The 13,033-nt window shown below is 59.1% G+C and carries 20 protein-coding genes; 10 read left to right on the forward strand and 10 right to left on the reverse strand.

Annotated features, from left to right (window positions below; all coding sequences use genetic code 11):
- Positions 1-21: 21 nt before the first annotated feature.
- The gene (locus ABUA09_RS10400; protein WP_058117250.1) at positions 22-537 is read right to left on the reverse strand and encodes an RNA polymerase sigma factor; all 516 of its coding nucleotides are present in this window, start codon (positions 535-537) and stop codon (positions 22-24) included.
- Between the two features lie 245 nt (positions 538-782).
- On the opposite strand from ABUA09_RS10400, the gene ABUA09_RS10405 reads away from it, so the two are divergent.
- On the forward strand, positions 783-1,028 hold the full coding sequence (locus ABUA09_RS10405; RefSeq protein WP_058117251.1) for a helix-turn-helix domain-containing protein: 246 nt from the start codon (positions 783-785) through the stop codon (positions 1,026-1,028).
- A 184-nt stretch (positions 1,029-1,212) separates the two neighbouring features.
- Here ABUA09_RS10405 and ABUA09_RS10410 read toward each other — a convergent pair whose 3' ends face one another.
- A complete protein-coding gene (locus ABUA09_RS10410; protein WP_033116342.1) occupies positions 1,213-1,425 on the reverse strand; it encodes a hypothetical protein in 213 nt (70 codons plus the stop codon).
- A gap of 116 nt (positions 1,426-1,541) precedes the next feature.
- Here ABUA09_RS10410 and ABUA09_RS10415 point away from each other — a divergent pair, with 116 nt between their 5' ends.
- Both ABUA09_RS10415 and ABUA09_RS10420 read left to right on the forward strand, forming a co-directional pair.
- A complete protein-coding gene (locus ABUA09_RS10415; protein ID WP_349949349.1) occupies positions 1,542-2,393 on the forward strand; it encodes a DUF2238 domain-containing protein in 852 nt (283 codons plus the stop codon).
- Positions 2,394-2,448: 55 nt separating this feature from the next.
- Positions 2,449-2,634, forward strand: a complete 186-nt coding sequence (locus ABUA09_RS10420; RefSeq protein ID WP_033116340.1) for a DUF1540 domain-containing protein — start codon at positions 2,449-2,451, stop codon at positions 2,632-2,634.
- Between the two features lie 222 nt (positions 2,635-2,856).
- On the opposite strand, the gene ABUA09_RS10425 is transcribed toward ABUA09_RS10420, so the two are convergent.
- The gene (locus ABUA09_RS10425) at positions 2,857-4,158 is read right to left on the reverse strand and encodes a cation:proton antiporter (RefSeq protein ID WP_195614872.1); all 1,302 of its coding nucleotides are present in this window, start codon (positions 4,156-4,158) and stop codon (positions 2,857-2,859) included.
- A gap of 169 nt (positions 4,159-4,327) precedes the next feature.
- Between ABUA09_RS10425 and rd the strand changes: the two genes are divergently transcribed.
- A complete protein-coding gene (gene rd, locus ABUA09_RS10430; protein ID WP_075703493.1) occupies positions 4,328-4,486 on the forward strand; it encodes a rubredoxin in 159 nt (52 codons plus the stop codon).
- A gap of 73 nt (positions 4,487-4,559) precedes the next feature.
- On the opposite strand, the gene rplT is transcribed toward rd, so the two are convergent.
- The 3 genes from rplT to infC are packed head-to-tail and all read right to left on the reverse strand — an operon-like array spanning position 4,560 to position 5,703.
- Positions 4,560-4,916, reverse strand: coding sequence for a 50S ribosomal protein L20 (gene rplT / locus ABUA09_RS10435; protein ID WP_033119236.1), 357 nt, complete (start codon positions 4,914-4,916; stop codon positions 4,560-4,562).
- 35 nt (positions 4,917-4,951) lie between these two features.
- Positions 4,952-5,161: a 50S ribosomal protein L35 gene (rpmI, locus tag ABUA09_RS10440; RefSeq protein WP_033119235.1), complete on the reverse strand. Its 210-nt coding sequence runs from the start codon at positions 5,159-5,161 to the stop codon at positions 4,952-4,954.
- A gap of 20 nt (positions 5,162-5,181) precedes the next feature.
- On the reverse strand, positions 5,182-5,703 hold the full coding sequence (gene infC, locus ABUA09_RS10445) for a translation initiation factor IF-3 (RefSeq protein WP_242857408.1): 522 nt from the start codon (positions 5,701-5,703) through the stop codon (positions 5,182-5,184).
- A 294-nt stretch (positions 5,704-5,997) separates the two neighbouring features.
- Here infC and ABUA09_RS10450 point away from each other — a divergent pair, with 294 nt between their 5' ends.
- The gene (locus tag ABUA09_RS10450) at positions 5,998-6,225 is read left to right on the forward strand and encodes a hypothetical protein (protein WP_033119233.1); all 228 of its coding nucleotides are present in this window, start codon (positions 5,998-6,000) and stop codon (positions 6,223-6,225) included.
- Entirely contained in the window at positions 6,206-6,517 is a 312-nt protein-coding gene (locus tag ABUA09_RS10455; protein WP_058117256.1) for a YbjQ family protein, read from the forward strand. Before ABUA09_RS10450 ends, ABUA09_RS10455 begins: the two co-directional genes overlap by 20 nt.
- Positions 6,518-6,599: 82 nt before the next feature.
- On the opposite strand, the gene ABUA09_RS10460 is transcribed toward ABUA09_RS10455, so the two are convergent.
- The 4 genes from ABUA09_RS10460 to ABUA09_RS10475 form a co-directional block, all read right to left on the reverse strand.
- Complete coding sequence (locus ABUA09_RS10460) at positions 6,600-8,051, reverse strand: phospholipase D-like domain-containing protein (RefSeq protein ID WP_195614814.1); 1,452 nt, start codon at positions 8,049-8,051, stop codon at positions 6,600-6,602.
- A 3-nt stretch (positions 8,052-8,054) separates the two neighbouring features.
- The gene (gene asnA / locus ABUA09_RS10465; protein WP_033119231.1) at positions 8,055-9,068 is read right to left on the reverse strand and encodes an aspartate--ammonia ligase; all 1,014 of its coding nucleotides are present in this window, start codon (positions 9,066-9,068) and stop codon (positions 8,055-8,057) included.
- Positions 9,069-9,214: 146 nt separating this feature from the next.
- Complete coding sequence (locus ABUA09_RS10470) at positions 9,215-9,553, reverse strand: hypothetical protein (protein ID WP_033119230.1); 339 nt, start codon at positions 9,551-9,553, stop codon at positions 9,215-9,217.
- The gene (locus ABUA09_RS10475) at positions 9,550-9,855 is read right to left on the reverse strand and encodes a DUF2089 family protein (RefSeq protein WP_033119229.1); all 306 of its coding nucleotides are present in this window, start codon (positions 9,853-9,855) and stop codon (positions 9,550-9,552) included. Before ABUA09_RS10475 ends, ABUA09_RS10470 begins: the two co-directional genes overlap by 4 nt.
- Before the next feature lie 160 nt (positions 9,856-10,015).
- Between ABUA09_RS10475 and ABUA09_RS10480 the strand changes: the two genes are divergently transcribed.
- From ABUA09_RS10480 to ABUA09_RS10495, 4 genes are all read left to right on the forward strand, one after another.
- On the forward strand, positions 10,016-10,498 hold the full coding sequence (locus ABUA09_RS10480) for an Lrp/AsnC family transcriptional regulator (RefSeq protein ID WP_033119228.1): 483 nt from the start codon (positions 10,016-10,018) through the stop codon (positions 10,496-10,498).
- The gene (locus ABUA09_RS10485; protein ID WP_033119227.1) at positions 10,495-11,688 is read left to right on the forward strand and encodes a pyridoxal phosphate-dependent aminotransferase; all 1,194 of its coding nucleotides are present in this window, start codon (positions 10,495-10,497) and stop codon (positions 11,686-11,688) included. The genes ABUA09_RS10480 and ABUA09_RS10485 overlap by 4 nt, the downstream gene beginning before the upstream one ends.
- A gap of 39 nt (positions 11,689-11,727) precedes the next feature.
- A complete protein-coding gene (gene thrH / locus ABUA09_RS10490) occupies positions 11,728-12,330 on the forward strand; it encodes a bifunctional phosphoserine phosphatase/homoserine phosphotransferase ThrH (RefSeq protein WP_033119226.1) in 603 nt (200 codons plus the stop codon).
- 25 nt (positions 12,331-12,355) lie between these two features.
- The coding region (locus ABUA09_RS10495) for a DUF1015 family protein (protein WP_349949350.1) at positions 12,356-13,033 on the forward strand (678 nt) is incomplete at its 3' end.

Genomic DNA, 13,033 nt, shown 5'->3' on the forward strand with positions numbered 1-13,033 from the left:
CACCTCCTTTCGGTCTCACTCTTATATCGATTTGTCTCCGCCATTCGTGACACAGACACAATTTTTTCTCTCAAAAAGTTTTTTGCAGTGGTTCTTGGCCCGGAAGAGCCGTGTCCTGGAATTCATCTCCGAGATGCCGAGACGGCGGGACATCTCCTGATGGGTGAGCTCCTCCTCATAAAAGAGAATCAGAATCTCCCGCTCTGAGTCGCTGAGCCCTTCGGGCAGCGAGTCGGCCAGGGAGGATACCTCCATCTCCGGCACGGCCGCATTGAGGGCGGGCTCCAGCGGGACCTCCCGGTGATAGCGCGCCAGCTTTACCTCAGTGAGGATCAGATGCTGAAGCGTTTTCCAGAGCCACCCCGCCGGATTGGGGTGCTCCCAAAGCTCCTCACGACGCTGTAGGAGCCGAACAAAGGCCTCTTCCACCAGTTCCTCCGCAATCGAGGCGTTTCGAAGCTGATAGGAGGCATAGCGCAGCATTTTGGAGGCGTTCTGCTCGTAGAGTGCCGTGAACCACTGTTCCGTATCCTGCATGTCGGGCGAACACCTCCTTTGTGATGAATGTCTGTTTATTATAGCGGAATATGGAGGGAAATGCAAGGCGGTGGAAGCGCGTGGTCCGGTCATAATTACCTCCCTGTCTCTGTAAGCGGGCCCTGGAGTTCACACGGGTGGATAAAAATCGCAGTTTAGTCATCTTTGGAATAGTATAGCGCCAAAACTATGCTACCGTCAATACGAATTATCCATCTTTGGAATACAGAGGGCGTGGAATCGAAATGAAAATCTATCAATTCAAGGGAAAATGTAACATTTCGGGCAGCGCGATTCGGAGGGAACGGGAACGCCAGCGGCTCTCACAGGAACAACTGGCGGCGCGGATGCAAGTGGAGGGCATTCAGCTCAATCAAAAGGCGATCAGCCGGATCGAAACAGGTGGGCGGGTGGTGGCGGACTATGAGCTGACTACGTTTTCGCGTGTTCTGGGAGTCTCCATGCAGAAGCTTGTGGATACAGAGGGGTAGCGTATCCGAAAAGGACGGCCCCTTAGGAAACCAACGGTTTTTGAGACCACATGCTGAAAGGCGGCGCTCTCACCGGGAGAGCGCCGCCTCAGCCTTTCCAAGGAGAGGGGCCGCGCGGGACCAGCCACGGGGGAAAAGGGGGCGGCGAACCCCCGCTTTCCCGTTCGGTCGGGCATTTTTTCGATCACAGGTTTCGGAGGTCTTTCAATGTTTCGTGGATGATCGGCTTGGGTAAGTACACTTGGGCGAACCCGATGAGCTGTTGGAGTGTCAGGGTGCGGGCGGTGGCCACCATGGGGTGGCTGAGATATTTCCCGAACCGCTTTTGAAAGACGGCCCTGGAGGCGGGATTATCCAGAAGTTCCCCCACCAGGATCTGATTGTTGCGTAGATCCAAAGATAATCACCTCGCTCCATTCTATGCCAATGGGGCTTATCCCTTGCGTCGTCATTCGGGCTGTGATAGAATAAACGGGATTTCGAGCGCCGGCGCCCTGCGCCGGAAGGAGGCCGATGATGAGACAAAGAAAGAATCTTTCCAGAGGCGGTATGACCCTGCGAGAGGAGATCAAGCAGAAAAAGGGCGTGGCCACGCTCTACGTGGTCCTGCGCATCCTGGTCATTCTTGTGATGGTGGCCCAATTTCTCAATGGTAACTTTGAAAATGTGTTTCTCTGTATCCTCACGCTGATCCTGTTTCTGGTCCCTACCTTTATTGAACGAAAGATCCGCATCGACCTGCCGGACACGCTGGAGGTCATCATCCTCCTCTTTATCTTCGCCGCAGAAATTCTGGGGGAGATCCAAGCGTACTACATTACGTTCCCCTACTGGGACACCATGCTCCACACCCTCAACGGGTTCCTCTGCGCCGCCATCGGCTTCGCCCTGGTGGATATCCTCAACCGAAGCGAACGATTCTCCATCTCGCTGTCCCCGCTGTTCCTGGCCCTGGTGGCGTTCTGCTTCTCCATGACCATCGGCGTGTTGTGGGAATTCTTTGAATGCACCATGGACCACTTCTTTCTGCTGGATATGCAGAAGGACACGGTGGTCCACTCCATCTCTTCGGTCATGCTGGACCCGCTGGGCGGCAACCACCCCACCGCCATCCGGGATATCACCGACGTGATCGTGGTCACCGCCGACGGCGTACAGCATGCGCTGGGACTGGGCGGTTACCTGGATATCGGGATTTTGGACACGATGAAGGATCTGTTCGTGAACTTTATCGGAGCAGTCGTTTTTTCCGTCATTGGCTATTTTTATGTGAAATCCCGGGGCAAAGGACAGTTTGCCCGCCGGTTCATCCCTCAGGTGCTGCCTGCGGAGGAGGAGCAGGAAGAAGTTAAGTCCGTCGAATAATTTGCGCTCCGGCGTACATACTAACGGCGTACCAAACAAAGGAGGTCTATGTACGATGGAACACAGAAATTCCAATCCCAGCATCGCCTGTACGGTGACAAGCTGCGCCTATCACTGCAAGGACCAGAACCATTGTTCTCTCAATGAGATCAAGGTGGGCTGCTGTGACCCCAAGGTCACCGATTGCACCGCCACCGAGTGCGCGTCCTTCCAACTTGGCGGCTGTGAGCACTGCCGCTGAGATCTTGTTTGGACATTGTGAAAACGCTCTGTCGGCGGGTGTTTTTTCATCCGGACAGCACTTCCGCAAAGAATGGTTTGCCGGACGGACGAAGCCCCTGTCGCTGGGCCTGTTTCCATGTATCCAACCGGCCTGATTTTCGAAAAACACAAAACGGCGCGGACCGTTTCCCTTTCAGGGAAGCGGTCCGCGCCGTTTGGCTTGTGCCGAAAATGTGGCGGCCTAGTTCGTATGCTTTTCCTGGAGCGCCTTGCCCTGCTTGACAAGCTGCTCATGGTCCTCCAAGACGGACTGCGCGGCAAGATCCAGGTCCTGCACCGCCTCATACTGGTCCACCAGATCGCTCTGGACCAGATCGCCGTATTCCTTGCGGCCACGATACACCAGCTTGAGAAGAATGGGCGTGCAGATGGTGCTGGTCACCACCATGAGGATGACGGGGGCCACATATTCCGACTGGAGCATCCCCAGGGAGATACCCTTTGTGGTGACGATGAGGGCCACCTCACCGCGGCAGATCATGCCCACGCCGATCTGGACGCACTCTTTGCCGGAGTAACGGCACAGCTTGGCGCCCAGTCCACAGCCGATCACCTTGGTAATCACGGCCACTGCGATGAGAAGCAGGGAGAAAAGCACGATGGAGGCGCTCATTTCCGGCAGGACCACTTTCGCCCCGATACTGGCAAAGAAAACGGGAGAGAAGAACATATACGAGATGGTCTCGCACTTTGCCGCGACATAGGTGGCCCGTGAGGTGTTGGAGATGATCAGGCCGGCAATATAGGCTCCCGTAATATCGGCCACGCCAAAAAACTGCTCCGCCCCGTAGGAGAAGAAGAGGCACATGGCAAAGGCGAGGATGGCGTAGCGCTTCCGGTCCCTGCCCGCTCCGCCGGTAACCTTTTCAATGAGCTTGTGCAGGAATACGCCCAGGACCAGGGCCACAACGAAGAATGCCACGATTTTCAGCAGGACGGTGACAATGTTCACGCTCTCATCCGCCAGGCTGGTGATGAGGGTGAGGGCCACGATACCCAGGATGTCGTCGATAAGGGCGGCGCCCAAAATGGCGTTGCCCGAGCGGGTGGAGAGTTTGCCCATCTCCCGGAGGGTCTCCACCGTGATGCTCACCGAGGTGGCGGTGAGGATGATGCCGATAAAGACGTTTTCCAGGAGGTGCTCTGCGCCGCGGTTGAAAGCGGCGGACAGAAGAAAGCCGCCTGCCAGAGGGAGCAGGACGCCGCACAAAGCGATCACAAAGGCTGGACCGCCGGACTTTTTGAGCTCGTGAATATCCGTCTCCAGGCCGGCGGTGAACATAAGGACAATCACGCCCAGCTCCGCCACCTGGTCGATGAAGGCGGTCTCTTGGAGAAGCCCCAGAAATGCGGGGCCGAATATCAGTCCGGCCACCAGCGCGCCCACCACCTGGGGCATGGCGAAGCGCTTGGTGACGATGCCGAGGAGCTTGGTGCTGACGAGAATGAGCGCCAGATCCAGAAGAAAATGATAGGATTCCATGCGGAGGAACACCTCGATTCTAAAAATGGAGCGGCGGGACCGCCGCCGGGGAAGGGGAACAGCCAGGGGCGGAAAGAAGCATGAGGCACTGCTTCTCTGAAGCACCGGTATATCTTAGTCCCGCTGGGGCAAAATAGCAATCGTCAATTTGAACAAGGAGGAATGGACTGTGGAGAGATACATCTGTGACGCCTGCGGTTATATTTATGACCCGGAAGTGGGCGATTCTGAGGGCGGTGTACCCGCTGGAACGCCATTCAGTGCGCTGCCGGAGGACTGGGTATGCCCGCTGTGCGGACTGGGGAAGGAACAGTTTTCCAAAATGTAACACACAAACCCCCGGCGTCTCGATGGGTTTCCCACACAGACGCCGGGGGTTTGTGTCAATTGACGAAAGAAAATCAGGCCAGCTTGGACTTGGCCAGTTCAGTGAGCTGGGTGAAGGCGGCCTTGTCGTTGACGGCCAGCTCGGAGAGCATCTTGCGGTTGATCTCCACGCCGGCCTTCTTCAGGCCGTTCATAAAGGTGGAATAGTTCATGCCGTTCATCTTGCAGGCCGCGGAGATGCGGGTGATCCACAGGGAACGGAAATCACGCTTCTTCAGGCGGCGGCCGGTGTAAGCGTACTTGAGGGACTTCATGACCTGCTCGTTGGCCATCTTGAAGTGCTTGCTCTTGGCGCCCCAGTACCCCTTCGCCAGCTTCAGGACCTTATTTCTTCTCTTGCGCGTCATCATCGCGCCTTTCACTCTAGCCATTGTCGATTAGCCTCCTATGTTATGGTAAAAAGTTCTTATTTATAGGGGATCATGCGCTTGATCGCGGACTCGTTGGTCTTGTCCGCGTAAGCGCCAGCCCGGAGGCCTCTCTTGCGCTTGGTATCCTTGCCGTGGCCGTTGAGGAGGTGGGACTTAAAGGCGTGAGCGCGCTTGACCTTGCCGCTCTTGGTGAGATTGAATCTCTTCTTCGCGCCGCTGTGGGTCTTCAGCTTGATCTTAGGCATATCAATTGACTCCTTTTTTCTTACTTTGTGGCATCCCTGGAGACCTTCGGAGACAGGAACATGTTCATATGGCGGCCGTCCAGTTTGGGCTCTTTGTCCATTACGGCGACCTCGGCGCAATCCTCCGCAAATTTCATGAGGAGCTTTCTGCCGATGTCGGTGTGGGCCATCTCGCGCCCGCGGAAGCGGACGGTAGCCTTGACCCGGTTCCCTTCGGCCAAAAACTTCTGGGCGTTGCGGAGCTTGACGTTAAAATCGTTCACGTCAATACCGGGAGACATGCGCACCTCTTTGATCTCCACGACATGCTGGTTCTTCCTGGCCTCTTTCTCCCGCTTGGACTGCTCGAATTTGAACTTTCCGTAATCCATCAACTTGCATACGGGAGGGGTGGCCTTGGGAGAGATCTTCACCAGGTCCAATCCCGCCTCTTCGGCCTTTGCCAAAGCGTCGTGGGCGGACATAATACCCAGCTGCTCCCCCGACTCGGAAACCAAGCGGACCTCGCGGTCCCGGATCTCGTCGTTGATCTGATGACTCATGTTACTGATACGAAAGCACCTCCTAAATCGCAATAAAAATGCGGACACCCGGAAGGGTACCCGCAATCGACACATCAAAACCACGCCGGCAGACCGGCGTAAAGTTTTCCATGTTGACCTCTTCGCCGCCTGGCTGGAGGTGAGGACGGGGGTACCGTTCCTGCTTTGTTATGCTATGACAGTATACCAGCATCCCGCCCGCTTGTCAAGGCCGAAAACAGACTTTTCCTGCCATTGACCTCCTCTGCACGGCGGAGTATACTGTCCTTATCCATGTTGAAAGGAGGCGGCGGCATGAAAAAGGGAAAACTGGCGGCCCCGATCGCGGTCACGGCGCTGCTGTGTATTTGGTTTGGGGGCTGGGGGATCACAGTTTTCCGTCTGCTTCCCGGCCTGCCCCTCCCGGTAAAGCTGATCGGGGCCCTGATCCCTTTGGCGCTGGTCGGCGTGTCTGTTTACGTGCTGGTGGAACGGATCAAAGAGATAAGGAGTGGTGAAGAGGATGATCTTGACAACTACTGAGACGATTTCCGGCAGGGAGCTGGAGACCCTGGGGCTGGTCCGGGGAAGCACCATCCAGTCCAAAAATATCGGCAAGGACATCACACAGGGATTCAAAACGCTGGTGGGCGGCGAGCTCAAGGCGTACACCGAAATGATGAATGAGGCCCGGGCCCTGGCCACCAAGCGGATGGTGGAGGACGCGGAGCAGTTGGGAGCCGACGCGGTGGTGTGTATGCGCTACGCATCCGCCGCCGTCATGCAGGGGGCGGCCGAGGTCATCGCTTACGGCACGGCGGTAAAGTTCAAATAATAGGTAATAGGAAAAGGGCCGGTGGGCGTCCCCCGGGACGCCCTCCGGCCCTCCGTTTTCGGGAAACCTCCCCGCAAGACCCTCAGATCAGGAAGCGGAAGGGCTGGCTCAGCCACTGCGTAACGGGGTAGAGGATCGATTTTGGGGGGCCATAGGTCTTAGGTTCCACGCCGGCCCGGGGAAGGTACCCCTCCTCCGAGACTTGCAGGCACTGTGCCTCCATTTCCATCAGGTTGGCCTCCAGCAGGTCGTAAAAGGCGTCCCCATAAAAAACCAGCATCATTTCAGTGTCCAGATAGGTGCTGCGCATATCGAAGTTATAGGAGCCCACCACCGCCAGATCGTCAATGAGGGCGGCCTTGCCGTGGGAGGAGTAATCGCCGAACCACTCCCACACCGTCACCCCGGTATCCAGCAGGCGGGAGCGGTTGGTGAGGTAGTCGGAAGAGGCCACAAGATTGTCCCCCACGGCCACTGAGTTGAGCTGCATCTCAAAGGGGATGCCCTTCTCCACCACCCGGGCGAGACCGTCGTACATGGCGGCGCTGGGAACGGCATAGGGCGTCTGGAGGTAGACCCGGTCCCGGGCCCCCTCCATCAACTGCTGGAGATGCCACCAGAGAGTGGGTTCTTTGGCGAAGATGCCGGTGGGATTGGTGAGGAGCGTGGCCTTTTCCACAGGGACGGTCATGGCCTCGTAGTCCAGTCCCGCCGGAGTGAGGGCGTAGGCGGGCCGCGCCCGCAGCTCCCCGGCGGCGGCCGCCACAGCGGCGGCGCGCAGCGTGGGGGTGCGCTCCAGGGCGGGGCGGGTATCGGGCTGATCCCACACCTTTTCAAAATAGCCCTCCACCTGGCCGATGACGCTGTGCTCCAGCGTGGGGGCGGTGTTGCAGACCAGAACATCGTTGTCGTGGCTCTTCTGGCTGTCGGGAACATAATCCCCAAGAAAGAGATCGAAGGTGTTCCGCCCGCCCAGCACCATGAGGGAGCCGTCCACGATGAGGTATTTGTCGTGCATCCGCCCGTTGAAGGTCCAGGGCAGGAGAAAGTTGGGCTCGTTATAGAAGCGGATTTCCACATTGTCCCGCTCCCCAAGCGCGCGGAACACGGGGGCGCGGCCATGGAGCATGCCGCTCATGCCGTCCCACAGGATTCGGACCTCCACGCCCCTCTCGGAGGCGGCCAGTAGGGCGGCGAAGATGTCACGGGCGCTCTCGCAGTCCCGGATATCGAAGGAGGTGAGGATGATGGACTCCTCCGCACCGGCGATCATTTGAAGGCGCAGGCCCAGGGCATCCTGATTGTCCAGGACCAGAGCCGCCCGGTCCGTGGAGTCCGAACCCCGAAAAGCGGCGGGGTCGAAGCGCCCCTGCACGGCGGCGCTCACCCCCGGGTGGAGGGTGAAGGGAAGCAGGGCGCCCACGGCGAAATAGAGCAGGTAGACGAGCAGGAAGCAGCGGACGATCCGCAGAGGGGTCCAGCGTTTCCGGGGCTTGGGCGCTCCGGTGAGGGTCTCATAAAGATTTTTCGCCATGGCTCAGAGGAGGATCACCCCGGCCTCCTGGCAGACCCGGATGGTCTCCTCATCCCACACGCTGGCCTGAACCTCGCCGATGTGGGCCTTCCCCAGAAGCTGCATGCAGAGCCGGGACTGGCCGATGCCGCCGCCCACAGTGAGGGGGAGCTCGCCGGCCAGCAGGGATTTGTGGAAAGGCAGGGTTCTGCGGTCGTCGCAGCCGGCCAGGGAAAGCTGGCGGTCCAGGGCGGCGGGGTCCACCCGGATGCCCATGGAGGAGAGCTCAAAGGCCCGGCCAAGCACCGTGTTCCACACCAGAATGTCGCCGTTGAGGGTCCAGTCATCGTAGTCGGGGGCCCGGCCGTCGTGGGGGCTGCCGGACTTGAGGGCCCCGCCGATCTGCATGAGAAAGGTGGTGGGATGGTCCTTCACCCAGGCGTCCTCCCGCTCCTTTGGAGTGAGCGCCGGGAAGCGGTCCTCCAGCTCCTGTGTGGTGACAAAGGAGATCTCGCGGCTGATGCCGGGCAGGGGGGAGAGCTGGGGAAACATGGCCCGGATCGTGGTCTGGGTCTGGCAGATGGCGTCCACGATGGTGGATACGGTCCGCTGGAGATATTCCAGGTTCCGGTCCCTGGGGGCGAGCACCTTTTCCCAGTCCCACTGGTCCACATAGACGGAATGGAGATTGTCGGGCTGCTCATCCCGCCGGATGGCGTTCATATCGGTGTAGAGCCCCTCCCCCACGGAGAACTGGTAGCGGTGGAGCGCCATGCGCTTCCACTTGGCCAGGGAGTGGACCACCTGGGCGTCCCGCCCGGCGGCGGGAATATCAAAAGTGACAGGCCGCTCCACACCGTTGAGGTCGTCGTTGAGGCCGGTGGATGCCTCCACAAACAGGGGGGCGGATACCCGGCGCAGGTTCAGCGCGCCGCCCAGCGTGTCCTCAAAAAGACGCTTGAGCAGGCCGATGGCCTTCTGGGTGTCGTAGAGGTTGAGACGGGGAGCGTACCCCTGGGGGATGTAGGACTGGTCCATAGGCTCGGACTCCTTCTATTCTGATTACGATTTGCCCCGACGGCGCCCGGTAGAAACCGGCGTGGCCGTCCCTCCGGGCGCCGTCCAGGCAGATAAAAAATATTATAGTATGGGCCGGGAGGAAAAGCAAGGTGAAAGGGGGGGCTTCACAGATCCTGGATGTTCATTTTTTCGATGCCCTTTTTCTCCAGAACGGCCCTGCGGGTGCAGCGGTGGATGATGAGGAACACCGCAGTGGGGAGATTCAGGATCACCAGTGCGGCGAGCGGGAGCAGGACCGCGGGAAAGGGGCTGTCCGCCGCCAGTTGGAAGAGCAGCAGCGCGGCGATACACACGGAGAAGAGAGCGGAGAGTATGGGCAGGACCCGGCCCGGCCAGGGGCTGGCTGTTTTGGAGAGGAAATATTCCGCTACACCCAGCACGGCGGTGGGGATCAGCAGATAGATAAACAGAGCCAGGGGCAGCAGAGCGGCAGCGATGTTCATGTTTGATTCGTCTCCTTTTGCTTTTTATATTCGCTGATGAGGATCTTGGCGGCGTCGAAATCCACCTTGTCGCTGACGGCCAGACGCTTGATGAGCGCCACATAGGGATCGGCGGCCCGGTCCTCTCCCAGCCTGATTTTCTGGATGAGGCGGTCCAGCCGCAGACGGACCGTGGGGTAACTCACCCCGTACTCTCCCGCCACCTCCTTGAGGGAACCGGAGGCCAGAAGAAAGCGGCGGATGAACGCCACATCCTCCTCATCCAGCTCCGCCATCCATTCCGGTACAACGGAAATTGACATTTCACACCTCCTGATTTAATTTTGATTTTCATAATATTGATTATACACTTTAATTTTATTAAAGTCAAGGGCCAAAACAAATCATACTTGCCGATTGGTTTCGATGCGTGTATAATTACAGGCAATACCCAGATGAAAAGGCAGATAGGAGGAACGACGCATGCAGACGAAGCTGTTACGTCTTCTGGAGGAGGACTGCACCCACACTCCGGAGCAGTTGGCTTCCATGGCCGATATGACCGTCGAGGAAGTCAAAGCCGAGATCAAGCGATACGAGGAAGAGAAGATCGTGCTGGGCTATCAGGCCATTGTGGACTGGGACCGCACTGAGCGAGAGAGCGTCACCGCCCTCATCGAGGTCAAGGTGACGCCCCAGCGGGGCGCGGGCTTTGACCGGGTGGCCGAGCGGATCTACCAGTATGATGAGGTGGAGTCGGTCTATCTGATGTCCGGAGCTTTCGATCTCACCGTCATCATCTCCGGGCGTACCCTGCGGGAGGTGGCCGAGTTTGTGGGTCAGCGGCTGGCCACCATCGAGGACGTGACGGGTACGGCCACCCACTTTATTCTAAAAAAATATAAAGAGAAGCACCTGATCTTTGAGAAGCAGGAGCAGCAGGAGAGGGAGCTGATTTTCACATGAATTACGATTCCATTCTCTCCAGCCGCATCCAGGAGGTGAAGCCCTCCGGTATCCGAAAGTTCTTCGACATCCTGGAGGAGATGAAGGACGCCGTCTCCCTGGGGATCGGCGAGCCGGATTTCGTCACCCCCTGGCACATCCGGGACGCGGGCATCTACTCCCTGGAGAAGGGCTTTACCAAATATACCTCCAACGCCGGCATGGCCGAGCTGCGGCGGGAGATCGCCTCCTACCTGGAGCGGCGGTTCCAACTCAGGTATGACTTTGCCAGCCAGATCATCGTCACCGTGGGCGGAAGCGAGGGCATCGACCTGGCGCTGCGGTGTATGGTGGACCCCGGGGACGAGGTCATCGTGCCGGTGCCCTCCTTTGTGTGCTACGGTCCGCTGGCCAGCATGGCGGGGGGCACTCCGGTCTATGTGGAGACCAAGGCGGAAAACGAGTTCCGCCTTACGCCCGAGGAGTTGCGCTCCGCCATTACCCCCAGGACGAAGGTCCTGGTGCTGCCCTTCCCCAACAACCCCACCGGCGGCATTATGGGCAGGGAGGACCTGGAGGCCATCGCCCAAGTGCTGCGGGGCACGGACATCATGGTGATCTCCGACGAGATCTACGCCGAGCTCACCTATGGCCAGCACCACGTCTCCATCGCCAATATTCCGGATATGTATGAGCGCACCATTGTGGTGAACGGGTTCTCCAAGAGCCACGCCATGACCGGATGGCGCATGGGGTATCTCTGTGGACCTGCACCCCTCATCAAGCAGATGCTCAAGCTCCATCAGTTCGGGATCATGTCCGCCCCCACCACAAGCCAGTACGCCGCCATCGAGGCCATGCGAAACGGGGACAGGGATATCGAGAAGATGCGGGACGAGTACGACGGCCGCCGCCGCTATCTGGTGGAGGGCCTCCGGCGCATTGGACTGCCCTGCTTCGAGCCCAAGGGCGCTTTCTATGTGTTCCCGGATATCCGGGGCACCGGATTGTCCTCAGAGGACTTCTGTGAGCGGTTCCTCATGGAGGAGAAGGTGGCCGTGATCGCGGGCAACGCCTTTGGCGCGGGCGGGGAGGGCTTTGTCCGCTGCTGTTATGCCACCAGCATGAAGGATATCGCCGAGGCGCTGACCCGCATGGATAATTTCCTCACCAACCTGAAGAAGAAGCAGGCCCGTGAGCGGGGAGAATAGGTGCCCCGCCGGCGTGATTTTGAGAGGAGGACAAGCAGGATGTATCTGACATGCCTGGATATGGAGGGTGTGCTGGTACCGGAGATCTGGATCGCCTTTGCCGAGGCCAGCGGAATCCCGGAGCTGAAGCGGACCACCCGGGACGAGCCCGACTATGATAAGCTGATGCGCTATCGCCTCTCCATTCTGAAAGAGCACCACCTGGGCCTGAAGGAGATTCAGGAGACCATCGCCACTATTGATCCCCTTCCCGGAGCCAAAGCGTTTTTGGATGAGCTGCGCTCCCTCACCCAGGTGATCATTCTCAGCGACACCTTTGAGCAGTTCGCCAAGCCCCTGATGAAAAAGCTGGGCTGGCCCACGCTTTTCTGCAACACGCTGGAGGTGGCCCCCGACGGGGAGATTACTGGGTTCCAAATGCGCTGCCCCCAGTCCAAGCTGACCACAGTGAAGGCCCTGCAGTCCATCGGTTATCAGACTATCGCCAGCGGGGACAGCTACAACGATCTGGGCATGATCCAGGCCAGCAAGGCGGGCTTCCTCTTCAAGAGCACGGACCAGATCAGGGCGGATCACCCGGAGCTTCCCGCCTATGAGACCTTTGACGAGCTTTTGGCGGCCATTCGGCGGGCCATGGACTGAAGATAGACGAGGGGGATCATCCACGATGGACGAGCGTTTTCGGGGCTTGGGCTTTTACCCGGCCGATATCCTGCTCCCGCAGGGCTGCGACCTGAAAAAATGGGCGGTGGTGGCCTGTGATCAGTACACCTCCCAGCCGGAATACTGGCAGAGGGTGGAGCGGTTCGTAGGGACCGCGCCCTCCGCCCTCCACCTCATCCTGCCGGAGAGCTCTCTGGACGGACCCAACGTGGAGACGGATATCATGGATGTGACCAATACCATGAGCCGCTATCTGCGGGACGGGATCTTCCGGACCTGCCCCTCCGCCCTCGTCTATGTGGAGCGCACACTGGCGTCCGGCAAGGTGCGCCGGGGGCTGGTGGGCATGGTGGATCTGGAGGAGTACGACTATGAGCCGGGGTCCACCTCCCTCATCCGCGCCACGGAGGGGACCGTGCTCAGCCGCATCCCGCCCCGGGTGGCGGTGCGGAAGAACGCCAGTGTGGAACTGCCCCATGTGATGGTCCTCGCCGACGATCCGGCAGGGACGGTCATCGAGCCGCTGTCGGAGGACAAGGCCTCCCTGGAGACGCTCTATGACTTTGACCTGATGGTGCACTCCGGACACCTCCGGGGCTGGCTCCTGGACCAGGAGCGGCAGGGCCGTGTGGCGGAGGCCCTCCGCGCCCTGGCGGACCCTGCGGCCTTCAATGCCCGGTAC

The organism is Intestinimonas sp. RTP31139st1_F5_RTP31139_211217 (assembly GCF_040226735.1).
GTDB classification, from domain to species: domain Bacteria; phylum Bacillota; class Clostridia; order Oscillospirales; family Oscillospiraceae; genus Intestinimonas; species Intestinimonas butyriciproducens.